20 protein-coding genes, 1 tRNA gene, 1 rRNA gene and 1 riboswitch are annotated in these 24,009 nt (G+C 44.2%); all 22 genes read left to right on the forward strand.

Annotated elements, in window-relative coordinates; all coding sequences use genetic code 11:
* Window positions 1–573 precede the first annotated feature (573 nt).
* Window positions 574–846, forward strand: a complete 273-nt coding sequence (locus H8S54_RS03970) for a hypothetical protein (RefSeq protein ID WP_186900963.1) — start codon at window positions 574–576, stop codon at window positions 844–846.
* Between the two features lie 631 nt (window positions 847–1,477).
* Window positions 1,478–2,383: a S1 RNA-binding domain-containing protein gene (locus H8S54_RS03975; RefSeq protein WP_186900964.1), complete on the forward strand. Its 906-nt coding sequence runs from the start codon at window positions 1,478–1,480 to the stop codon at window positions 2,381–2,383.
* A 17-nt stretch (window positions 2,384–2,400) separates the two neighbouring features.
* Window positions 2,401–4,068 carry a putative manganese-dependent inorganic diphosphatase gene (locus tag H8S54_RS03980; protein WP_117849622.1) on the forward strand — a complete coding sequence of 556 codons (1,668 nt, stop codon included), beginning with the start codon at window positions 2,401–2,403 and terminating at the stop codon, window positions 4,066–4,068.
* 35 nt (window positions 4,069–4,103) lie between these two features.
* A complete protein-coding gene (locus H8S54_RS03985) occupies window positions 4,104–4,694 on the forward strand; it encodes a flavin reductase family protein (protein ID WP_021924421.1) in 591 nt (196 codons plus the stop codon).
* Window positions 4,695–4,754: 60 nt separating this feature from the next.
* Entirely contained in the window at window positions 4,755–5,270 is a 516-nt protein-coding gene (locus tag H8S54_RS03990) for a shikimate kinase (protein ID WP_021924422.1), read from the forward strand.
* An 89-nt stretch (window positions 5,271–5,359) separates the two neighbouring features.
* Window positions 5,360–6,652, forward strand: a complete 1,293-nt coding sequence (locus H8S54_RS03995) for a UDP-N-acetylglucosamine 1-carboxyvinyltransferase (protein ID WP_021924423.1) — start codon at window positions 5,360–5,362, stop codon at window positions 6,650–6,652.
* A 113-nt stretch (window positions 6,653–6,765) separates the two neighbouring features.
* Window positions 6,766–6,867: riboswitch (SAM riboswitch) on the forward strand.
* 105 nt (window positions 6,868–6,972) lie between these two features.
* The gene (gene metK / locus H8S54_RS04000; RefSeq protein ID WP_021924424.1) at window positions 6,973–8,172 is read left to right on the forward strand and encodes a methionine adenosyltransferase; all 1,200 of its coding nucleotides are present in this window, start codon (window positions 6,973–6,975) and stop codon (window positions 8,170–8,172) included.
* 212 nt (window positions 8,173–8,384) lie between these two features.
* A complete protein-coding gene (locus tag H8S54_RS04005; protein ID WP_186900965.1) occupies window positions 8,385–9,317 on the forward strand; it encodes an SH3 domain-containing protein in 933 nt (310 codons plus the stop codon).
* 263 nt (window positions 9,318–9,580) lie between these two features.
* Window positions 9,581–10,723: a sensor histidine kinase gene (locus H8S54_RS04010; protein WP_173767920.1), complete on the forward strand. Its 1,143-nt coding sequence runs from the start codon at window positions 9,581–9,583 to the stop codon at window positions 10,721–10,723.
* Window positions 10,720–11,409: a response regulator transcription factor gene (locus H8S54_RS04015; protein WP_021924427.1), complete on the forward strand. Its 690-nt coding sequence runs from the start codon at window positions 10,720–10,722 to the stop codon at window positions 11,407–11,409. Before H8S54_RS04010 ends, H8S54_RS04015 begins: the two co-directional genes overlap by 4 nt.
* A 33-nt stretch (window positions 11,410–11,442) precedes the next feature.
* A complete protein-coding gene (locus H8S54_RS04020) occupies window positions 11,443–12,993 on the forward strand; it encodes an aminotransferase class I/II-fold pyridoxal phosphate-dependent enzyme (protein ID WP_186900966.1) in 1,551 nt (516 codons plus the stop codon).
* Between the two features lie 18 nt (window positions 12,994–13,011).
* Window positions 13,012–13,593 carry a nucleoside/nucleotide kinase family protein gene (locus H8S54_RS04025; RefSeq protein WP_021924429.1) on the forward strand — a complete coding sequence of 194 codons (582 nt, stop codon included), beginning with the start codon at window positions 13,012–13,014 and terminating at the stop codon, window positions 13,591–13,593.
* Window positions 13,594–13,785: 192 nt separating this feature from the next.
* Window positions 13,786–14,775, forward strand: coding sequence for a DNA polymerase III subunit (locus H8S54_RS04030; protein ID WP_021924430.1), 990 nt, complete (start codon window positions 13,786–13,788; stop codon window positions 14,773–14,775).
* A 1-nt stretch (window position 14,776) separates the two neighbouring features.
* Window positions 14,777–15,676: a PSP1 domain-containing protein gene (locus tag H8S54_RS04035; RefSeq protein WP_186900967.1), complete on the forward strand. Its 900-nt coding sequence runs from the start codon at window positions 14,777–14,779 to the stop codon at window positions 15,674–15,676.
* Window positions 15,669–16,409 (forward strand): tRNA1(Val) (adenine(37)-N6)-methyltransferase, encoded by a 741-nt coding sequence (locus tag H8S54_RS04040; RefSeq protein ID WP_021924432.1) that lies wholly within the window; start codon window positions 15,669–15,671, stop codon window positions 16,407–16,409. The genes H8S54_RS04035 and H8S54_RS04040 overlap by 8 nt, the downstream gene beginning before the upstream one ends.
* A gap of 68 nt (window positions 16,410–16,477) precedes the next feature.
* On the forward strand, window positions 16,478–17,323 hold the full coding sequence (rsmI, locus tag H8S54_RS04045) for a 16S rRNA (cytidine(1402)-2'-O)-methyltransferase (RefSeq protein ID WP_021924433.1): 846 nt from the start codon (window positions 16,478–16,480) through the stop codon (window positions 17,321–17,323).
* A 223-nt stretch (window positions 17,324–17,546) separates the two neighbouring features.
* Window positions 17,547–19,469: a DNA topoisomerase (ATP-hydrolyzing) subunit B gene (gene gyrB, locus H8S54_RS04050; protein WP_021924434.1), complete on the forward strand. Its 1,923-nt coding sequence runs from the start codon at window positions 17,547–17,549 to the stop codon at window positions 19,467–19,469.
* 15 nt (window positions 19,470–19,484) lie between these two features.
* Complete coding sequence (gyrA, locus tag H8S54_RS04055) at window positions 19,485–22,004, forward strand: DNA gyrase subunit A (protein ID WP_117849624.1); 2,520 nt, start codon at window positions 19,485–19,487, stop codon at window positions 22,002–22,004.
* A complete protein-coding gene (locus tag H8S54_RS04060; RefSeq protein WP_186900968.1) occupies window positions 21,988–22,545 on the forward strand; it encodes a hypothetical protein in 558 nt (185 codons plus the stop codon). The genes gyrA and H8S54_RS04060 overlap by 17 nt, the downstream gene beginning before the upstream one ends.
* Window positions 22,546–22,615: 70 nt before the next feature.
* Complete coding sequence (locus H8S54_RS04065) at window positions 22,616–23,335, forward strand: lysophospholipid acyltransferase family protein (RefSeq protein WP_173767926.1); 720 nt, start codon at window positions 22,616–22,618, stop codon at window positions 23,333–23,335.
* A 161-nt stretch (window positions 23,336–23,496) separates the two neighbouring features.
* A tRNA-Ser gene (locus H8S54_RS04070) sits at window positions 23,497–23,584 on the forward strand.
* Window positions 23,585–23,926: 342 nt separating this feature from the next.
* A 16S ribosomal RNA gene (locus H8S54_RS17975) occupies window positions 23,927–24,009 on the forward strand; the annotation flags it as partial.

The raw sequence follows: 24,009 nt of genomic DNA on the forward strand, positions 1-24,009 counted from the left end.
CGTAAATCGCTACTTCTTCATGTTTGTGGGTTCCAAGTTTAAAAGCGTTACCATGCAAACACGCTCTAACGCTTTTAAGTTTGGAACCCTGATATTACAAATAAAAATCACCCGGTGGCTAGACGGGTGATTTTTATTTTGTCTCAAATATATTTTTTAAAAGGAAGGAGAGTCAATCACTTCTAAGTGACTGACATATGAAAAAGAAATTTTATAAAAATAATGTTGGCTGTTATTATTTTTATGATGTTAGTATATCGGGAAAGTTTGAAAGAATCGTGTTTATCTTATGAAAAATTAGTGAACGAAATTGAAAAGATTTGTAACCGCTGGAAAAAAGCCCCTTTTTTGAGCATTAGTTATAAAAATATTATGAAGTTTTTAGATGCATTTTACAAATTCAAAAGAGGAATGTAGTATAATAGGCTGGAATCTGGAAGAGAATGAGGTGTGTATATTTGAATGGTTTTGGGACGAAACAGGACAAATATACCAGATATGAAGAGGTATCAGCTCATTTGTGACCAGTTTCAGGTAATTTGTGAACGAAACGTTAATCAGGAGGTAACTATCATGATAAAAATGAAAAAATCAGCAGCACTTATTCTTGCAGGAGTTCTTGCATGTTCCGCACCAATGCCGGTTATGGCATCAACAGACACTGAAGTGGTAGAGAGTCTTCTTGACAGCGGAATTGATTTTCTTGCTTCCGATCCCCAGAAGGCAGTTGATATTATTATGTATGCCAAGGATCTTGTTGACCAGCAAAATATTACAGATGACCAGGTAAGAAGTGCCATCACTCAGGCAGCAGACCATTTCAGTGTAACCTTATCCGATTCCTAGGCAGATTCTCTTGTTTCCGTTGTACGCAAGGTTCTGGATGCACAGATCAATGAGGATGCACTGAGAAGTGATGTAAATTCTGTGTACAACAAACTGAAAGATATGGGTGTGACAAAGGATGATGCCAAAGGTCTTGTGGCAAAACTAATTGATTTTGTAAAAGGATTGTTTGAATAAAAATAAGAAAATGTGCAAAATGTATAGCTTTATCAAACTAAAGCGTGAAACGTGATGTGTTATTTTTATAAAAATAGAGGAAAACGAAAAGATAAATTGTGCAAATAAACCAAAAGTTCATTAATAGTTCATATTTTGTTCATAAGTATCTGATACTATATAATCAGTTCGAAAGAACACACACAGAAGACGTTGTAATGACACCATTACACATAAAATTTTTTCATAATAATCGCCCCGGCAGCCACTGTCGGGGCACTCCTCGTTTTATACGGGGATTTTTTTATTTGCAAGGAAATATTGGTGTGCTATAATGAAGCCAAAAACATGGGCGTAGCACATGTTTTTGGCGCTACGCAAACGGAGCGCAGCGGAATTCGCGGTTTCCGTCGGGCAAAGCACATAGTTTCGCGAATCCCGCGGTTTTTCCAAATTAGGAAAGGAGTCATAGGTCATGGCAGAGACAATGAAAGATTACGAAGCTGAACTGGAAGCTTCTTTTAAGAAAATTGAAGAAGGCGACATTCTTACAGGAACAGTTGTGAGTGTAGATGATAAAGAAATTATTGTAGATTTGAAATATTATGCAGAAGGAATCATCCCGATAGAGGATTACAGCAGAGAACCTGGATTTAACGTAAAAGAAGAGGTACATCCAGGAGATGAAGTTTCCGCAACAGTAGTAAGAAAAGATGACGGAAACGGCAACATCCTTTTATCCAAAGTAGAGGCAACAGATGTTCTCGCATGGGATAAATTAAAAGAAATGAAAGCTTCCGGCGAAGTTCTTGACGTAGTTGTAAAAGGCGTTGTAAACGGCGGCGCAGTTGTCTATGTAGAAGGCGTGCGCGGCTTTATCCCTGCATCCAAGCTTGCCTTAAGCTATGTAGAAGATACCAACGAATACCTGAACAAACATATCCAGGTTCAGGTAATTGACGTAGATAAAGAGGACAAGAAGCTGATTCTTTCAGCCAAAGAAATCCTCAGAGAGAAAGCAGAAGAGGAAAGAAAGAATAAAATTTCCAATATCCAGCCAGGCTTTGTAACAGAAGGAACAGTAGAAAGCCTTCAGCCATACGGTGCATTTGTAGACCTTGGAAACGGCGTATCCGGACTGGTACATATTTCCCAGATCTGCGAGAAGAGAATCCGCAAACCATCTGAAGTACTTGCTGTAGGAGACAAAGTAAAGGTAAAGGTTACTGCAGTAAAAGACGGCAAGCTGAGCCTGAGCATCAAGGAAGCAACCGATATGATGGCAAAAGAAGTGGAAGAAGAGGAAATCGAAATTCCACAGTCAGGAGAAGAAGCAACCACATCCCTGGGCTCATTATTTGCAAACATTAAGCTGAACTAACAGAAGGAAGAATGTGAATGAAGAATCAGAAAGTATTTGTAATGGGACACAAAAATCCGGATACAGATTCCATCTGCTCCGCGATTGCTTATGCTGATATCAAGAACAGAACCACTCAGACCAAGCGCTACATTCCAAGACGCGCAGGCCAGATCAATGAGGAGACCCAGTATGTGCTGAACCGTTTTGGCGTGCAGCCGCCAGCCTATCTGGGAAACATTGGAACGCAGGTAAAGGATATGGACATTCGTCCGAAGCCGGATGCAGACCGCACCATGTCCCTGAAAAATGCCTGGGATATGATGCAGAACAAGGGAATTGTTACCCTTCCTATCTGCAACAGTGATGATGAACTGGAGGGAATCGTAACCATCGGAGATATTGCCGATATTTATATGGATACCAAGGACAGCTATCTTCTTGCCAACGCCAGAACCCAGTACAACAAGATCAAGGATACCCTTGACGGTGAGATTGTAGAAGGAAACGGACACGGTTATTTTACCAAAGGAAAAATCCTCATCGGAACCGCAGATCCGGAGATGATGAAGAAATACATCGAAGAAAACGATATGGTTATTCTTGGAAACCGTGAAGAAGATCAGCTAAAAGCAATTGAGATGAACGTAAGCTGCATTATTGTGGGAATGAATATCCAGGTAAGTGAGAAGGTAATTCAGAAAGCACATGAGAGGCAGATCGTTATTATTACATCCCCATATGACACTTACACGATTGCCCGAATGATCAACCAGAGTATTCCGGTAAATTACGTGATGAAAAAAGATAATCTGGTTACTTTCAGCACGGAGGATTTCACTGATGATATTCAGGATGTTATGATCAAGCACCGTCACCGTGCTTTCCCGGTTATCAATAAAAGGGGAAAATGCGTGGGAACCATTTCCAGACGAAATTTCCTGGATATGCACAAGAAGCAGGTCATTCTTGTAGATCACAATGAGAAAGACCAGGCTGTTGACAATATTGAGAAAGCAGAAATTCTTGAGATCATCGATCATCATAAGCTTGGTTCTCTTGAAACCATGAAGCCTATCAACTTCAGAAATGAGCCGGTAGGCTGTACAGCGACAATCCTTTACCGGATTTATGACGAGCAGAGACTGGAAATTCCGCCTAAGATCGCGGGACTTCTTTGCGCTGCTATTATTTCTGACACCTTAATGTTCCGTTCTCCGACCTGTACACAGCAGGATAAGATTGCAGCAAGCGCCCTTGCCCTTATTGCAGATATCAAGATTGAAGAGTTTGCAAGAGAAATGTTCAAGGCAGGAAGCAATCTGAAGGATAAGGCACCTGAGGAAATTTTCTATCAGGATTACAAGAAATTTATTGCAGAGGGAAATGTGGCATTTGGTGTTGGCCAGATCAGCTCCATGGACGAGGAAGAGCTTCAGGAAATCAAAGCCCGCCTGAAACCGTTTATGGTAAGCGAGTGCGGCCGTCATGGAATTTCCCGTGTTTACTTTATGTTAACCAATATTATGGACGAGTCCTCCGATGTAATTTATTACGGAGAGGGCAGCGAGGAGATGGGAAAAATTGCGTTCCAGCAGGAGCCTGAAGATGAATGCTTCCACCTCAAGGGCGTAGTTTCCCGTAAGAAGCAGATGATTCCGGCTATGATGGAGGCTGCTCAGGTCATGGCAAATGATTTCAACTAATGCCCATTTATTTCACATAAAAGAGGAGTAGAAATATGGCAAAACAGACCTGGAAACCAGGCAATATGCTTTATCCCCTTCCAGCTGTGATGGTCAGCGTTACAGACGGAGAGGGCAACGATAATATCATAACGGTGGCGTGGGCTGGTACTGTGTGCACTAACCCGCCAATGGTAAGCATTTCCGTTCGTCCCAGCAGATTTTCCTACGACATGATCTGCAAGACGAAGGAATTTGTCCTGAACCTTACCACAGAGGAGCTGGCATACGCTACCGATTACTGCGGTGTGCGCTCCGGCAGAGATGTAGACAAATTCCAGGAGCTTCATCTTACCAAAGAAAAGGCAGATCATGTGAAAGCACCAATGATCGGAGAGTCACCTGTAAATATCGAATGCAAGGTGAAAAAGATTGAGAAGCTTGGTTCCCATCACATGTTTCTTGCTGAGGTTGTGGCAGTGCATGCGGATGAAGCCTACATGGATAAAAACAATAAATTCCAGCTGAATCAATCCAAACTGATGGTGTATTCCCATGGAGAATATCTGGGCCTTGGCAAAAAGCTGGGCACGTTCGGATACAGCGTAAAGAAGGGGAAAAAACGCGCAAAAACCCGAAATAGGTAACAATTTCTTAATGGGATTGCAATAATGTTTATTCTGTGTTATTATTAAAGGGAATATCGAATGAAAATAAATAATATTACATTAATTGGAATGCCCGGTGCAGGTAAAAGCACTCTGGGCGTTGTTCTTGCGAAAATACTTGGATATGAATTTTTAGATTCAGATCTTTTAATACAAAAAGAAGAAAAAAGACGTCTTTATCAGATCATTGATGAAGAAGGCGAAGAAGGTTTCAAGGCCATCGAGAACCGTGTAAATGCGTCTATAGAAACGGAAGACACTGTAATTGCTACCGGAGGAAGCGTGGTATACTGCAGTGAAGCGATGGAGCATTTGAAATCAATTGGAAAAGTAGTGTATCTCAGACTTTCCTTGGAGTCTCTTGAGAAAAGACTTGGAAATCTTAAGAAAAGAGGCGTACTTTTGAAGGAAGGGCAGACTCTTAAGAGTCTGTATGAAGAGCGTGTTCCCTTATACGAGAAGTATGCAGACATTGTGGTAGATGAAGAGGGGAAAGATTTGGAAGCAAGTCTGCAGGCACTTTTGGAAACACTACAGAAAGAAATAAATAAGTAACTTGGCAGGCTGCTGTTTATGGTGGTCTGTTTGAACTGTAGACAGAGGAGAGCCAGGAGCTCGTGGAGTAAGAATAATAGAGGTGTGTTATGGAACAGTATGTGATTAAAGGTGGAAATCCGCTTGTAGGTGAAGTGGAGATAGCAGGTGCGAAGAATGCTGCCCTTGCTATTTTATCAGCAGCTATCATGACGGATGAGACCATCCTGATCGAGAATCTGCCTGACGTTAGAGACATCAATGTTTTACTTGAAGCAATTGCAGGAATCGGTGCACAGGTTGACCGAATTGACAAGTCAACAGTTAAGATCAATGGTTCTACCATTGGGGATGTAAGTGTAGATTATGAGTACATTAAGAAGATTCGTGCATCATACTATCTTCTTGGTGCTTTGCTTGGCAAATATAAAAGAGCGGAAGTTCCGCTTCCAGGCGGATGCAATATTGGAAGCCGTCCAATCGACCAGCATCTGAAAGGATTCAGAGCCCTTGGTGCCAAGGTGGATATTCTTCACGGCGCAATTGTTGCAGAGGCAGCAAATCTTCATGGCAGCCATATTTTCCTTGATGTGGTTTCCGTTGGAGCGACGATTAACATTATGATGGCAGCATCCCTGGCACCAGGCCGCACGATTATTGAGAATGCAGCCAGAGAGCCTCACGTTGTAGACGTTGCCAATTTCCTGAACAGCATGGGTGCCAATATTAAGGGTGCAGGTACAGATGTGATCCGTATCAAAGGTGTGGAGAAGCTTCACCGTACCGAATATTCCATTATTCCGGATCAGATCGAGGCTGGAACTTTTATGTTCGCGGCAGCAGCTACTGGCGGAGATGTGACTGTAAGAAACGTGATCCCGAAGCATCTTGAGGCTACCACAGCCAAGCTTGAGGAGATTGGATGCGAGGTACAGGAGTTTGATGATGCAGTACGTGTACGCGCTGTGAACAGACTTCATCGTACTCATGTGAAGACTCTTCCATATCCGGGATATCCTACAGATATGCAGCCCCAGATTGCAGTGACACTGGCACTTGCAGAAGGCACCAGTATTGTAACAGAGAGTATTTTTGAGAATCGTTTCAAATATGCAGACGAGCTTTCCAGAATGGGTGCATGCATTAAGGTTGAGGGTAATTCCGCAATCATTGATGGTGTGGAGAAGCTGACAGGTGCAAGAGTAAGCGCACCGGATCTTCGTGCAGGAGCAGCCCTTGTAATTGCAGGCCTTGCAGCCGAGGGAATCACCATTGTGGATGATATTGTTTATATTCAGCGTGGATATGAGAATTTTGAGGAGAAGCTCCGCAGCCTGGGTGCTGAGATCGAGCGCGTTTCCAGCGAGAAAGAGATCCAGAAATTCCGTCTTCGCGTAGGTTGATAGGAATTTATAAGGGATTTGTTACAAAATAGTCAAATCCTCTTAAATGTCTATTGACATTTATAAGCAATCAGTATATTGTATTGCTTGCAACAGGAAAACTGAAGAATAGCCTTTTATTCAGAGTGGTGGAGATACATAGGATCTATGAAGCCACGGCAACCCCTTGAAGAAGAGGAAGGTGCCAACCTGAGCGAGTAATCGAACAATAAGAGGATTGTTTATATAAACGTCATTTATAAGACAGTCCGCTTGTCCGGGCTGTTCTTTTTTTGCGGGAAATGCAAATCCCGTCCAACGAAGAAAGGAAAAAATAAGAAATGGAAAATAAGGAGAAAATTTTATTTACATCCGAGTCTGTAACTGAAGGTCATCCGGACAAAATCTGTGATGCGATTTCCGATGCTATTCTGGATGCACTGATTGCACAGGATCCAATGAGCCGTGTAGCCTGCGAGACTGCTACCACTACAGGTCTTGTTCTGGTTATGGGAGAGATCACTTCCAAAGCAAACATTGACATTCAGTCTATCGTAAGAGAAACAATCCGTGAAATTGGTTACACCCGTGGAAAATTCGGATTTGATGCAGATACCTGCGCAGTTATCACAGCACTGGACAAGCAGTCCACAGATATTGCAATGGGTGTTGATAAAGCACTTGAGCAGAAGGAAAACCAGATGGATGAGGACGAGCTTGATTCTATCGGAGCTGGCGACCAGGGCATCCAGTTTGGTTATGCTTCCAATGAGACAGAAGAGTACATGCCATATGCAATCAACATGGCACATAAGCTTGCACGTCAGCTGACTAAGGTTCGTAAAGACGGCACTCTGAAATACTTAAGACCAGATGGAAAAACACAGGTAACTGTAGAGTATGATGAGAATGGCAAGCCATTCCGTATTGATGCAGTTGTATGCTCTACCCAGCATGATCCGGATGTAACGCAGGAGCAGATCCATGCAGACATCAAAAAATATGTATTCGATGAGATCATTCCAGCTGATATGGTAGATGAGGATACCAAGTACTTTATCAATCCTACCGGACGTTTCGTAATCGGAGGACCAAACGGAGACAGCGGTCTGACAGGACGTAAGATTATCGTTGATACTTATGGCGGAACAGGTCGTCACGGCGGCGGAGCTTTCTCCGGAAAAGACTGCACAAAGGTTGACCGTTCTGCGGCTTATGCAGCACGTTATGTTGCAAAGAACATTGTCGCAGCAGGACTTGCTGACAAGTGCGAGATCCAGCTTTCCTATGCAATCGGTGTTGCACACCCAACATCTGTTCATGTAGAGACATTTGGAACTGGTAAAGTATCTGATTCCAAACTGGTAGAGATCATTCGTGAGAACTTTGATCTTCGTCCGGCTGGAATTATCAAGATGCTTGATCTTCGCCGTCCGATCTACAAACAGACTTCTGCTTACGGACACTTTGGCCGTACAGATGTAGACCTTCCATGGGAGCACCTGGACAAGGTTGAGAATCTGAAAAAATATCTTGCTTAATTTATCAGGGGCTGCAGCTATTGCTGCGCCGTGCAAGTGAGAAATTTGTTATCCATAATAGCCTGGGAGAGACTTGAGAGAGTTTTTTCCAGGCTTTTTTGTTGTAAAAAATAATTCTACGTTTGTAGAAAAAACTCTTGACATTTTATTTCTACAGTTGTAGTATATAACCATCTTCTACAAAAGTAGAATGATAACAGGAGGAAACGCGTATGAAAAGGAGAAATTTATTAACAACAATTATGGCAGCTGTTATGGCTGTAGTTATGATAAATACTGCGGCAGGATGCGGAGAGACCAGCGGTCAGACCACAGCACCTGCAGCATCCAGTCGGAGTGCTTCTAAGAGTGAATCTGGCACTGCGCAGAAGAGTGAGGCGAAATCCAGGACGAATAATGTGCCAAGCTCTGCTGCAGCAAAAGCCGCTTTCACTGATAAAAATTCCAGTGAAAATATCCAGAAAACGACTTCCTTTAAGCTTTATATCACTTCGAAGGATGGCGTGAATGTGAGACAGAAGCCATCTACCAGTGCGGACTCTCTTGGTCTTGGGGATTATGGAAGCTCCTATACCTGTGAAGGCTCTGTTATGGGGGAGGACGGTTCATCCTGGTATCAGATCAGTTATCTGGGTCAGACTGGGTATGTGGCAACTGCATATGCATCAAAGAATGATCCTTTTGGCAGCAGCTCTGAGAAAAAGGACACATCCGCCGGTTCCGCTGCTTCTAATTCCGGAAATACAGCAGGAACTGCTGACGAGGATGACCCGGATGGGGAAGCTTATCTGAATCTGCGGACCATATATCTGACTTCAGAAGATGGAACCGTGGTGGCAATTAAAGAGCAGACCAACGGCGATTATGCATACCGCGATGACAGCGGCGTTGGCTATGTTGCCATTGATGAGGATACCCAGTGGAAGGATCAGTACGGAAATACCTATTCTGTTTTGAATGATGAAACACATCGTTTTGGAATTGTAATGGAACAACATACCATTACATCATCTGACGGCACGACGGTTACCGTTACCGAAAAAGCAGATGGCGAATATCACTACCGTGATGACAATGGAACTGGTTATACCGACAATGGCGATGGAACCTGGACCGACGAAAATGGAAATTCTTATACGGAGTAATTGAATATACAAGTTAGCCCTTTACAGGGAAATTCCCCTTTATAAAAACTGTCCTTCTTGCGGGCAGTTTTTTTCTTGCCTGGAATGTGCTTTACGCCGGTCCATTTTTTTAATAGAAAATTTAGAGATGGAAATGCAGCTTTATGCTATAATTCTAATATGATGCCGGGAAAAGCTGACTTTTATATATTGTGATGGCGTCGGCTGGCAATATGTCCGCTTGGCCCGGAGATTATGACAGACAAAAAGAGGAGAAAGCTGCTATGAAGCTGAAAACAAGAATTATTCTGGGATTCACCATGATTATTCTGATGCCGCTGCTCTTATTCGCTGCTACCCTATATGGCTTCAGCCAGTCACAGAAAACGCAGGTTCAGACGGAAAGTGACGGCACAGTCTATGATATTTCCATAACAGATTCAGCAGACAGCCAGGGCAGGGTGCATGTGATGGCCAAGGACCTTTTTATCAGTGCATTTATTATTCTGATTTCTGTTGCGCTTGTGGTTGGTCTGTGGGTGTACCGAAGCATTGCCGTACCGCTGGTGAAACTAAAAAAAGCGACGCAGAATATCAAAGAGGGAAATCTTGACTTCGTCCTGGATGTGGAAGGAAATGATGAATTTTCAGAGCTATGCCAGGATTTTGAGGAGATGCGCCGCCGTCTGAAGGAATCCACAGAAGAGAAAAACCTCATTGAAAAAGAGAATAAAGAACTGATCAGTAATATTTCCCATGATCTGAAGACCCCCATCACAGCGGTAAAAGGCTATATAGAGGGAATCATGGACGGAGTTGCAGACACACCGGAGAAAATGGACCGTTATGTGCGCACCATCTATAATAAGACCAACGAGATGGACCACCTGATCAACGAACTGACCTTTTATTCTAAAATTGATACCAACCGCATTCCCTATACCTTCGGTAAGCTGAATGTAGAGGATTATTTTGCAGACTGCGCAGAAGAAGTAGGACTGGAACTGGAAACCCGGGGAATCGAACTGGTATATGCCAATTATGTGGAAAAGGACGTTATGGTAATCGCTGATGGAGAACAGATCCGGCGAGTTATACATAATATTATCAGCAATGCTATAAAATACATGGATAAGCCAAAGGGAATTATCCAGATTCGAATTAAGGATGTGGGCGATTTCATCCAGATTGAGATCGAAGACAATGGAAAGGGAATCGGGCCGAAGGACCTGCCTTATATTTTTGACCGTTTTTACCGCACGGATGTTTCCAGAAATTCTTCCAAGGGCGGAAGCGGAATCGGTCTTTCCATTGTGAAGAAGATTCTGGAAGATCACGGCGGCAAGGTCTGGGCCACAAGCCGGCTTGGAATCGGCACTATTATGTATTTTGTACTTAGAAAATACCAGGAGGTACCAATGAAATGAGCAGAATACTGATCATAGAAGATGAAGAAGCAATTGCGGAGCTTGAGAAAGATTATCTGGAGCTTTCCGGATTTGAGGTGGTTATTTCCAACAGAGGAGACCTGGGGCTTGAGAAAGCATTGAACGAGGATTTTGATCTGATCATTCTGGATCTGATGCTGCCTGAGGTGGATGGATTTGAAATCTGCCGTCAGGTAAGGGAAGCTAAGAATACTCCGATCATTATGGTCTCCGCCAAGAAGGATGACATTGATAAGATTCGCGGATTGGGACTTGGAGCAGATGATTATATGACCAAGCCTTTTAGCCCAAGTGAGCTTGTGGCGAGAGTAAAGGCACATATGGACCGCTATAACCGTCTGATCGGTTCCACGGTACAGAAGAATGACACGATTGAGATTCGCGGAATTAAGATTGATAAAACTGCCCGCCGTGTGTGGGTGAATGGGGAAGAGACTACTTTCACCACTAAGGAATTTGATCTCCTTACATTCCTGGCGGAGAATCCAAACCGGGTATTTACCAAGGAAGAGCTTTTCCGTGAAATCTGGGATATGGAGTCTGTGGGAGACATTGCCACCGTTACCGTCCATATCAAGAAAATCCGTGAGAAAATCGAATATAACAATGCGAAGCCGCAGTACATTGAAACAATATGGGGAGTTGGATACCGATTTAAAATGTAAAGTCCTGAAATTACAGGCAGACAGAGAGGTAAAATGGAAAGACTGTATAAAGAACTGGAGAACTACGGCAACTCAGATTTTTATCCGTTTCACATGCCTGGACATAAGAGAAATAAGGCATGCGTGGAGGGGGATTTTCCCATTGAGAGGGATATTACAGAGATAGATGGATTTGACGACCTGCATCACAGTGAGGGCATCCTTCTGAAAGCCCAGAATGCACTTTCCCGTTTATACGGAACGAAGAGAAGCTTTTTCAGTGTAAATGGAAGCACGGCAGGGTTATTGGCTGCGATTTCTGCATCTGTGAAAAAGGGCGGTCGGATTTTGACAGCCCGCAATTGCCATAAGGCAGTTTATCATGCAATTTATCTGCGAGACCTGGTGCCCACGTATATTTATCCACAATCCGATTCAGATTTGTGGATAAACGGCGCTATTTCCGTATCCCGTGTGGAAAGATGCCTGGAGGAGAATCCGGATATTGAAGCGGTTCTCATTACATCACCTACTTATGACGGTGTGGTGTCGGATGTGCGAAGGATTGCAGATGTTGCCCACAGTTATGGGATTCCGTTGATTGTTGACGAGGCGCATGGGGCACATTTCCGGTTTTCGGACTATTTTCCGGCTTCGGCAGTGGACCTTGGTGCAGATGTAGTGATCCAGAGCTTTCACAAGACACTGCCTGCTATGACCCAGACTGCAGTGCTCCATCTCTGCAGCGACCGTGTAAGTGAGAAGCTGATCTGCAGATTCCTGGGAATTTATGAGACAAGCAGTCCGTCTTATATTCTTATGTCCAGTCTGGACGCCTGTGTGGCAAAGCTGGAGAAAGACAGCGGACGGATGTTTGATGAATTTGCAGAAAATCTGGAGACTGCACGGAAGCAATTAAGTAACTGTGAATATATCCGTTTGTTCCAGGCACCAGACGAGAAATCCGGGGAAAAGGATGCGCAGGACAGAACGGAAATATTTGCCTATGACAGATCCAAGCTGATTTTATCAACAGTCCACAGCACTTTGAACGGACCAGGGCTTTCCCGGATCCTTCGCGAGAAGTACCATCTGGAAGTGGAGATGACTACGGAGAACTATGTGCTTGCACTGGCAGCAGTTGGCGATACCAGAGAGGGATTTTCGCGGCTTTGCAGGGCGGTAGAAGAAATTGACCGTCAGGAAGCGCAGAAAATAATAAGTGAATCAGACGCAGGAAAACAGGAATACAGGGAAAGTAAACCGGATGTTTGCCAGAGCTGTGAGGGAGAAGCGCGCACAGATGAGCGCAGAAATGGAGACTGCACCTGCAAATGCGGCTCCATGAAACAGCTGATGTCCATTTCCCAGGCCATGGAGGCGCAGGCTCAGTTTTGCCTTCTGGAAGAGAGCATTGGGAAAATTTCCGCGGAGTTTGTGTATCTTTATCCCCCGGGAATTCCTATTATCGTGCCAGGAGAGCAGATCACTGGACTTTTTGTCCGGAATGTGAGAAGATACAGGGAGCAGGGGCTGAATCTTTATGGACTCTGCGGTGAGAATGAAGAATCAATTTGCGTAGTAAAGGAGCAGGCAGAGGTGTAATCCCCTGCCTGAATAATTATGGGAAAAATATTTTACATTATGGGAAAAAGCGCATCCGGGAAGGATCATATCTATGCCAGACTGGCTGCACATGAGGAGCTTGGACTGAAAAAACTGGTTTTGTATACAACCCGTCCGATCCGGGCGGAGGAAGAAGACGGCAAACAGTATTATTTTGTGGATGATAAGAAGCTGAAAGAGTTTCAGGAGAAGGGCTGTGTAATTGAAGCACGTGCCTATCATACGGTACACGGAATCTGGACTTATTTTACAGCAGATGACGGACAGGTGAATCTGGACGCATCAGATTATCTGGGAATCGGTACCCTGGAATCTTATGTGAAAATGAGAGAATACTATGGGGAAGAGGCACTTTGCCCAATCTATATTGAAGTGGAGGACGGAGAGCGTCTTGCAAGAGCGTTGAATAGGGAGAGAAGCCAGAAGACACCCCGCTATGAGGAAATGTGCAGAAGATTTCTGGCAGACCAGGAGGATTTTTCCGAAGAAAAAATTGCTGCTGCTGGGATTAAGAAAAGATTCCAGAATATCGATCTGGAAAAATGCGTGGAAGAAATTGCACAGTATATCAAAGGCTGACATTACAGAGCACAGACACAGATTTAAACTGCATTGTACACACATTTATAACCCGAAATTCAGAATTATTTCACAAAAAACTATGGCATGATTTTGTCGTACATGATAGAATTAGAACGAGAATACAGTCAGACTGTATTTGTACAAAAAGTTACTATAAAGTAACCAAAATGATAGGGTGAGGTGATTCCAATGTTAGGGTTTAATGACATTATAGGACATGAAGAAATTATCAGGCATTTGAAGAATGCTATAGAGACGGAGAAAGTGTCCCATTCTTATATTTTTACAGGTGACCCTGGTTCTGGAAAGAAGCTGCTGGCAGGAACCTATGCCATGACGCTGCAGTGTGAAGAAGGCGGTACAGAGCCGTGCGGACACTGCGATTCCTGTAAGAAGGCCATTGGCAAGAATCATCCGGATATCATTATGGTGACCCATGAGAAGCCAAATGTCATTACCATTGACGAGATCAGGGAACAGGTTATCAATGATGTAGATATTAAGCCTTACTGCAGTCCGCATAAGATCTATATCATAGCAGACGCGGAGATGCTGAATCCTCAGGCGCAGAATGCCCTTCTGAAGACCATCGAGGAGCCGCCGGAATATGCTGTGATCATGCTTCTTACAAGCAATATAGATGCACTGCTGCCCACCATCCGTTCAAGATGCGTGCGTCTTGACCTGAAGGTAGTAGATGACGGTCTTGTGAAGAAATACCTTATGGAGCATCTTCATATACCGGATTATCAGGCTGAAATTGATGCGTCCTACGCTCATGGAAGCATTGGCAAGGCGAAGAAAGCTGCTACTTCCCAGGAATTTGCAGACATGACCCAGAATGCCCTTCGTATTCTGAAGAATGCAGATAACATGGAGGTCTATGAGCTTACAGAAGCCATTAAGGAGCTTTCCAATGACAAGCAGAACATTGGAGATTACCTGGATCTTTTCCAGTTCTGGTTCCGTGATGTACTGATGTTTAAGGCTACACGGGAAGTAGATAATCTTGTTTTCAAACAGGAAATAAATTATATAAGGGAACAGGCAAGCCAGCGTTCCTATGAGAATCTGGAGAAAATTCTGGATGCACTGGAGAAGACTAAGGTACGTCTTCGCGCCAATGTAAATACAGAACTTGCCCTTGAGCTTTTGTTCCTTACAATCAGGGAGAAATAGAATGGCAAAAGTAGTAGGCGTAAGATTTCGGAATGTAGGTAAGATTTATTACTTCAATCCGAAGAACTATAAAATGAAGCCGGGCGATCACGTAATCGTTGAGACTGCCCGCGGTGTTGAGTATGGAAAGGTGGTGCTTGCACCTAAGGAGGTAGCAGATGACCAGGTAGTACATCCTCTGAAGGAAGTGCTCCGCGTAGCGACTCCGGATGATGACGATAGAGAGAAATACAACAGAGAGCGCGAGAAGGATGCGTTCAAGATCTGCCAGAAGAAGATCCGTGAGCACGGTCTTGAAATGAAGCTGATTGACGCAGAATACACCTTTGACAATAACAAGGTCCTGTTTTATTTTACAGCAGATGGCAGAATTGATTTCCGTCAGCTGGTTAAGGATCTGGCATCTATTTTCAAAACCAGAATCGAGCTTCGCCAGATCGGTGTAAGAGATGAGACCAAGATTCTGGGCGGAATCGGAATTTGCGGCAGATGTCTTTGCTGCCATACCTACCTTTCCGAGTTTGCTCCGGTATCCATCAGAATGGCCAAGGAACAGAATCTTTCTCTGAATCAAACCAAGATTTCAGGTGTCTGCGGAAGACTGATGTGCTGTCTGAAGAATGAGCAGGAGACTTATGAGGAGCTGAACCGCAGACTTCCGGGAATTGGAGATACTGTTACCACATCAGATGGAATCCAGGGCAATGTACAGAGTGTAAATGTACTTCGCCAGCTGGTGAAGGTTGTTGTGGAAATCGGCGATGAGAAAGAGATTCAGGAGTTCCCTGTAGCGGAACTGAAATTCCGTTCCAGAAAGAAGAAAGTGAAGGTTTCCGAACAGGAAATGAAGGAACTGCAGGATCTTGAAGACAAAAAGGGAGATTCCAAATTAAATGATTAATGATCTTGTGAAGGAGAATGAACGTGTGGATGACTTGCAGAATGGATATTACATTATCCAGGATCCACAGAAATTCTGCTTCGGTATGGACGCTGTTCTGTTATCTGGATTTGCCAGAGTGAAGAAAGGGGAGAAGGTTCTTGATATGGGAACCGGAACCGGGATCATCCCGGTGCTCCTTGCATCCAAGACACCAGGAGAGCATTTCACTGGCCTGGAGATTCAGGAAGAATGTGCCGAAATGGCGGCAAGAAGTGTGAAATACAATAACATGGAGGACAGGGTCAGTATCAGACAAGGCGATATCAAAGAGGCTGCCGGCATTTTCGGGGCAGCTTCTTTTCATGTTGTGACATGCAATCCGCCTTATATGATCGGCCAGCATGGGCTGACCAATCCTCATATGCCCAAGGCAATTGCCAGACATGAGATTTTGTGCACCCTTGAGGATGTGGTAAGCCAGGCTGCTAAGCTTCTGGGGGACAGGGGCCGTTTTTATATGGTGCACCGGCCCTTCAGGCTTACGGAAATTATGAATGTGCTGACGAAGTACAAGCTGGAACCGAAGCGAATGCAGCTGGTTTACCCATATATAGACCGGGAACCGAACATGGTACTGATTGAGGCCCTTAAGGGCGGAAATTCCAGAATCACAGTGGAAAGACCGCTGATCGTCTATGAGAAGCCGGGAGTTTATACAAAGGAAATCCTGGAAATGTATGATATGGTCTGATCCGACAGCAGAAGAATGCTGTAATGACGGATCGGAAACAGAGCCGATTGCAGAAGGGAGAACAGGATATGAGCGGTAAATTATATTTATGCGCCACGCCTATAGGAAATCTGGAGGACATTACCTTGCGGGTTCTCAGAACACTGAAGGAAGTGGATCTGATCGCAGCAGAGGATACCAGAAACAGTATCAAGCTGCTGAATCATTTTGACATAAAAACACCGATGACCAGCTATCACGAATACAACAAGGTGGAGAAAGCATACACACTGATTGACAAGATGCGTTCCGGTGTGAATGTAGCGCTTATTACAGATGCAGGAACTCCTGGCATTTCAGATCCGGGAGAAGTGCTTGTTGCCATGTGTTATGAGGCTGGCATTGAAGTGACATCCCTGCCAGGTCCTGCTGCCTGCATTACAGCGCTTACCCTGTCGGGCCTTTCTACCCGCAGGTTTGCTTTTGAGGCCTTTTTACCGCCTGACAAGAAGGAGCGCAAGGCAATTCTGGAAGAGCTGAAAAGTGAGACGAGGACCATCATTCTCTATGAGGCACCCCATCATCTTGTAGGCACTTTAGAGGAGCTTTATGAGACTCTGGGCAACCGCAGGATGACTCTTTGCCGAGAGCTTACCAAAAAGCACGAGACCGCATTTTGCAGTACTATTAAGGATCTGCTGGATTTTTATCAGGACCAGAAGCCCCTTGGTGAATGCGTTCTTGTAATTGAGGGAAAAAGCCGCGAGGAGATTCGGGAAGAAGAAAAAGCAGCATGGGAAGAGATGTCCATTTCCCAGCATATGGAAGTTTATGAGAAGCAGGGAATTGCCCGCAAGGAGGCAATGAAACTGGTTGCCAAAGACCGCGGCGTGACCAAAAGAGAGATTTATCAGGCTTTGCTGGAAATAAAATAGAAAAACTATAGGAAACATGTAAAAAAAGGCGTATTTTTGACGGATATTCGTTGAAAATACGGCCTTTTTTTTACATGCGGAAATGGCTTTTAACTGGCAAAAACGGGGATTTTGTGATATAATAAATTAGTATTTTTATGCACAAAAACAGGAATGAAATCTGGCAGCAGAGCAATGCCATAAATTCCTGTGGTTTTGAATAGATGATAACAGGAGGAATATCATGGGCGAAACAAATACGGAATACGGAGCGGACCAAATCCAGATTCTGGAGGGCCTGGAAGCCGTACGTAAGAGACCGGGTATGTACATTGGAAGTACATCCAGCCGCGGTCTGCACCACCTTGTATATGAAATCGTGGACAATGCCGTAGATGAGGCACTGGCCGGTTACTGTACAGAAATCAATGTAGCAATCAATCCTGATAACTCCATCACAGTTGTAGACAACGGACGAGGCATTCCGGTTGGAATTAATCATAAAGCCGGTATTCCGGCAGTAGAGGTTGTATTTACTATTCTTCATGCCGGAGGTAAATTCGGCGGTGGAGGATACAAGGTATCCGGCGGTCTTCACGGTGTTGGGGCTTCGGTCGTTAATGCACTGTCTGAGTGGCTGGAAGTTTCCATCTGCAGAGATGGAAAGAGGTATGAGCAGCGTTACGAGCGCGGCAAGACAATGTATCCGCTGAAGGAAGCTGGAGAGTGTGGGGATGCTACAGGAACAACCGTTACTTTCCTTCCGGACAAGCAGATTTTTGAGGAGACCGTATACGATTATGACATTCTCAAGCAGCGCCTCCGTGAGATGGCTTTCCTTACCAAAGGCCTGAAGATTATCCTTGTAGATAAGCGTGAGGGCATGGAGCGTGAGAAAACCTTCCACTACGAGGGCGGTATCCGTGAGTTTGTAACTTATCTGAACAGAAGCAAGGAAGCTCTGTACCCGGAGATTATTTACTGTGAGGGCGAGAAGGACGGCGTAGCCGTAGAAGTTGCCATGCAGCACAATGATTCCTACACAGAGAACACCTACGGATTTGTAAACAACATCAATACCCCTGAGGGCGGTACTCATATCACAGGTTTCCGAAACGCTATTACCAATACTTTTAATGACTATGCAAGAAAGAACAAGCTTCTGAAGGACAGCGAGCCGAACCTTTCCGGTGATGATATCCGAGAGGGCCTGACAGCTATTGTCAGCGTTAAGATCGGCAATCCCCAGTTCGAAGGCCAGACCAAGCAGAAACTGGGCAACAGCGAGGCCAGAGGCGCTGTAGACAGCGTTGTAAGCAAGCAGCTGGAGATTTTCCTGGAGCAGAATCCTACAGTAGCCAAGGCGACTGTAGAGAAGTCCGTACTTGCACAAAGAGCAAGGGAAGCTGCACGTAAGGCCCGTGACCTGACCAGAAGGAAGTCTGCCCTTGACAGCATGTCCCTTCCAGGAAAGCTTGCGGACTGTTCCGACAAGAACCCTGAGAACTGCGAGATCTACATCGTAGAGGGAGATTCTGCGGGCGGTTCTGCGAAGACTGCACGTAACCGTGCCACACAGGCAATCCTGCCTCTTCGCGGTAAGATTCTGAACGTTGAGAAAGCCCGTCTTGATAAGATTTATGCAAACAAAGAGATCAAGGCAATGATCACTGCTTTTGGAACCGGAATCCATGAGGATTTCGATATTTCCAAGCTGAGATACCACAAGATTATTATTATGACAGATGCCGATGTTGACGGTGCCCACATTGCCACGCTGCTTCTTACATTCCTGTACAGATTTATGCCGGAACTGATCAAGCAGGGCTATGTATATCTGGCGCAGCCGCCTCTTTACAAAATCGAGAAAAACAAAAAAGTCTGGTATGCTTATGATGATGATGAGCTCAATGCCATTCTGACAGAAATCGGACGAGATTCCAACAACAAGATCCAGCGTTACAAAGGTCTGGGAGAGATGGATGCTGAGCAGCTTTGGGAAACCACTATGGATCCGGAGAAACGTATTCTTCTTCGCGTAACAATGGATGAGGCTGCAACCTCTGAAATTGACCTTGTATTTACCACACTGATGGGTGACAAGGTAGAGCCGAGACGTGAGTTTATCGAAGAAAATGCGCGTTTTGTAAAGAATCTGGATATCTAGGAGAGATAAAACAATATGGATGACAAGATTTTTGACCAGGTCCATGAGGTGGATCTGGAGAAAACCATGAAAGAATCCTACATCGAGTATGCCATGAGCGTTATCGCTTCACGAGCACTTCCAGATGTAAGAGATGGTTTGAAGCCGGTACAGCGTAGAGTGCTGTACTCTATGATTGAATTGAACAACGGTCCGGACAAGCCCCATCGTAAGTGTGCCCGTATCGTTGGTGATACCATGGGTAAATATCACCCTCATGGTGACAGCTCTATCTACGGAGCACTTGTAAATATGGCACAGGACTGGTCTTTCCGCTATCCGCTGGTTGACGGACATGGAAACTTTGGTTCTGTGGATGGTGACGGCGCCGCTGCTATGCGATATACAGAGGCACGTCTCAGCAAGATTTCCATGGAGATGCTTGCTGACATCAACAAAGATACCGTTGATTTCCAGCCGAACTTTGATGAAACCGAGAGAGAGCCAAAGGTTCTCCCGTCCCGTTTCCCCAACCTTCTGGTAAATGGAACCACAGGTATTGCCGTTGGTATGGCTACTAACATTCCGCCTCACAATCTTCGTGAGGTTATTAATGCTGTGGTAAAAATTATTGACAATACCATTGAAGAGCAGAGAGAAACTACCATGGAGGAGCTTCTTGACGTTGTAAAAGGTCCGGATTTCCCTACTGGAGCCACCATTCTTGGAAGAAGGGGAATCGAGGAAGCATACCGTACCGGACGCGGCAAGATCCGTGTTCGTGCAGTCTCCAACATCGAGACCCTGCCAAACGGCAAGTCCCGTATTATCGTTACAGAGCTTCCATACCTGGTAAATAAGGCACGTCTGATCGAGAAAATCGCAGAACTTGTCCGCGATAAGAAGATTGACGGAATTACAGACCTGAACGATCATTCCAGCCGTGAGGGCATGCGGATCTGCATTGATCTTCGTAAGGATGCCAACGCAAACGTTGTTCTGAATCAGCTGTACAAGCATACCCAGCTGCAGGATACCTTTGGCGTAATCATGCTTTGCGTGGTTCCTCAGGGTGACAGTCTGGTACCGAAGGTGCTGAATCTGAAAGAGCTTCTGGAGCATTATCTTGCCCATCAGGAAGATGTTGTAACCAGAAGAACCAAATACGACCTGAATAAGGCACAGGAGCGTGCACATATTTTAGAGGGTCTGTTAAAGGCACTGGATAACATTGATGAGGTTATCAGGATCATTCGTGCTGCACGTAATGTTCAGATTGCCAAGCAGGAATTAATGGACCGATTTGAACTTACAGATGTACAGGCTCAGGCAATCGTTGATATGCGACTGAGAGCTCTGACAGGTTTGGAAAGAGAAAAGTTGGAAGCAGAATATGCAGAGTTAGAGGAGAAAATCCGCAAATTCCTGGCAATTCTTGCAGACAGAAATCTTCTTCTCCGCGTTGTAAGAGAAGAGATTCTTGCAATTGCTGACAAATATGGTGATGAGAGAAGAACTGCTATTGGATATGATGTATACGATCTTTCCACAGAGGATCTGATTCCAAGGGAAAATACTGTCATTACGATGACCAAGCTTGGCTATATTAAGAGGATGACCGTAGATAATTTCCGCAGCCAAAACAGAGGCGGACGCGGAATCAAGGGAATGCAGACCATTGAAGATGACTATATCGAAGAGCTTCTGATGACCACCACACATCACTATCTGATGTTCTTTACCAATACAGGACGAGTATACCGTCTGAAAGCATATGAGATTCCGGAAGCAGGAAGAACGGCAAGAGGTACGGCAATCGTGAACCTTCTGCAGCTTATGCCGGGAGAACGTATTACAGCGGTAATTCCTATGCGGAATTTCGAGGAAGGCCGTTATCTGGTTATGGCAACCAAGAATGGTCTTGTGAAGAAAACTCCGATGGAAGAGTATGCAAATGTGCGTAAGACCGGACTTGTGGCAATTACCCTTCGAGATGATGACGAGCTGATTGAAGTAAAGGCAACGGATAACAACAAGGATATTATGCTGGTTACCAAGGATGGTATGTGTATCCGGTTTAAAGAAACAGATGTAAGAAGTACTGGAAGAAGTTCCATGGGTGTTCGCGGCATGAACCTGGATCCAGGAGATGAGGTTGTGGCAATGCAGCTGAATTCCCAGGGCGATTACCTTCTTGTAGTATCTGAAAATGGTATGGGCAAACGCACAGCCATGAGTGAGTTTACCTGCCAGAACCGTGGCGGTAAGGGTGTAAAATGCTACAAGATTACCGAAAAGACAGGTAATGTTATCGGTGCCAAAGCCGTGAATGAAGAAAACGAGATTATGATGATTACCACTGAGGGAATTATCATTCGTATTACCTGTGCCGGAATTTCCATTCTTGGAAGAATTACATCTGGTGTGAAGCTGATCAATCTTGATGAGGGTGTAACTGTGGCAAGCCTTGCCAAAGTCCGCGAAAAAGTCGAGGAAAATGCAAACGGCGGCAGCAGTGAGGAGCCTGTGGAAGAAGCAGATGAAAAAGAAAACTAGAATAATCATTCTGGGTATTGTTCTGGTGCTTGCCATGGCAATGTCCGGATGCGGTGTAAACCAGAAATCACCTGAGGGAGTTGTGGAATCCCTTATAAAAGAATACGTAAACGGCAGTGAAAAGAAAGTGAAAAAGTGCTATTCAGGCGGAGACGATGCCAATGAGTTTCTTCAGACGGAAATCGATGCTACGCTTCAGTATTTTGCCGCACACAATCCAACGAAAGTGAAGGTGGAGGAGTGCGATAAGCTTTCTGAGAAAGACAAGTATACTTACGTTTATATTTATTATAACCTGGTTCTGGAAAACAGCCAGGAATATCCATGCGTGGGTACCTACATGGTAGAGAAAAACGGAAGCAAATATTATGTTATGCCGCCGTCTGAGATTACAGATGAACTGAGAACTCAGGCAGCGACAGATTATGCCAAGTTTATGACAACAGATACTTACAAGAATTATACGAAGGCATACAATGTATTTGTGAAAAAGAACCCGGGATATGAAGAAAAAATTGCAAATAAGCTAAACGCAGAGTAAGGGGAGGCTGCTGCAGGATATTAAGATCTTGCAGCAGTCTTTTCTCATATTTCAGAAAGGAACTGCTAAAATGAAAAGAATTATAGTAATGGTTTTGAAAAACATATTATTTGTGCCATATTACTGGATTATGTTAAATTGGTACGCTGCGCATGTGGACCGCTATACAGAAGAACAGCGCTATGCAATGCTGAAAAAAATCGATCACGCGGCCAACCGAGGCGGAAATCTGCATATTGACGCCCACGGTGTGGAAAATATACCTTCAGAAAATGGATTTATATTTTATCCCAATCATCAAGGATTATATGATGTGCTTGCAATCATGGAGGTGTGCCCGGTACCTTTTTCAGTAGTTGCCAAAAAAGAGGTTGGAAATGTTCCGTTCCTGAAACAGGTATTTGCATGTATGAAAGCTTTCCTGATTGACAGGGAAGACATCAAACAGTCCATGCAGGTTATTATCAATGTTACAAAAGAAGTAAAAGCAGGAAGAAACTATCTGATATTTGCAGAGGGAACCAGAAGCAAAAACGGAAATCACCCACAGGAGTTTAAAGGCGGAAGCTTCAAAGCGGCTATGAAGGCAAAGTGCCCGATCGTTCCGGTAGCTCTGATCGATTCCTATAAAGCGTTTGATACCGGATCTGCCAAAATGCTGGATGTACAGATTCATTTCCTGAAGCCGATGGAGTATGAAGAATATAAAGATATGAAATCCACCGAGATTGCAGCTGAAGTAAAAAGAAGAATTGAGGAAACAATCCGGGAAAATGCCAGGGATTTCTAAGGAATTCTGATAAAAAAGTGGGAAAAATGGCGGAGATAATAAAAAATAAAATAAAATTAGAAAAAACCATTGACAAGGTGAAATATTTTAAGTATAATAACTCATGCGCTGTGAGAAATGCGCACTCCACAATTTAACAGCAGTTAAGTAGTTCGGAGACTGGAGAAGTACTCAAGAGGCCGAAGAGGTGCCCCTGCTAAGGGTATAGGTCGCTAACGCGGCGCGAGGGTTCAAATCCCTCCTTCTCCGTTTTAAATTTTCTAAGATTTATAAAAAATCAAGAAAATTTAAAAAAAGTAGTTGACAAACACTTCTACTTATGATAAAGTAGACAAGTCGTCAACAAAGACAAAAACTTCATCAAAAAGTTTTAAAAAACTTGAAAAAAGTTCTTGACAAACGAAAAGAGATGAGGTAAAATAAACAAGCTGTCGCAAAGAACTGACAGTGAACAACCTTGATAACTAAACAGTGAAACACATACGATTCTCGAAAATTTCTTTATACAATTCATTTTTGAATGAAAACTTTTAAAACAGTAATGACGAGAGATAGCTAAGCTAGTTGGTTGTCTTGAGTGAATCAAACATTTTATCAGAGAGTTTGATCCTGGCTCAGGATGAACGCTGGCGGCGTGCTTAACACATGCAAGTCGAACGGGAAATACCTTATTG

It is taken from the genome of Blautia segnis (assembly GCF_014287535.1).
In the GTDB taxonomy this organism is placed as follows: domain Bacteria; phylum Bacillota; class Clostridia; order Lachnospirales; family Lachnospiraceae; genus Blautia_A; species Blautia_A acetigignens.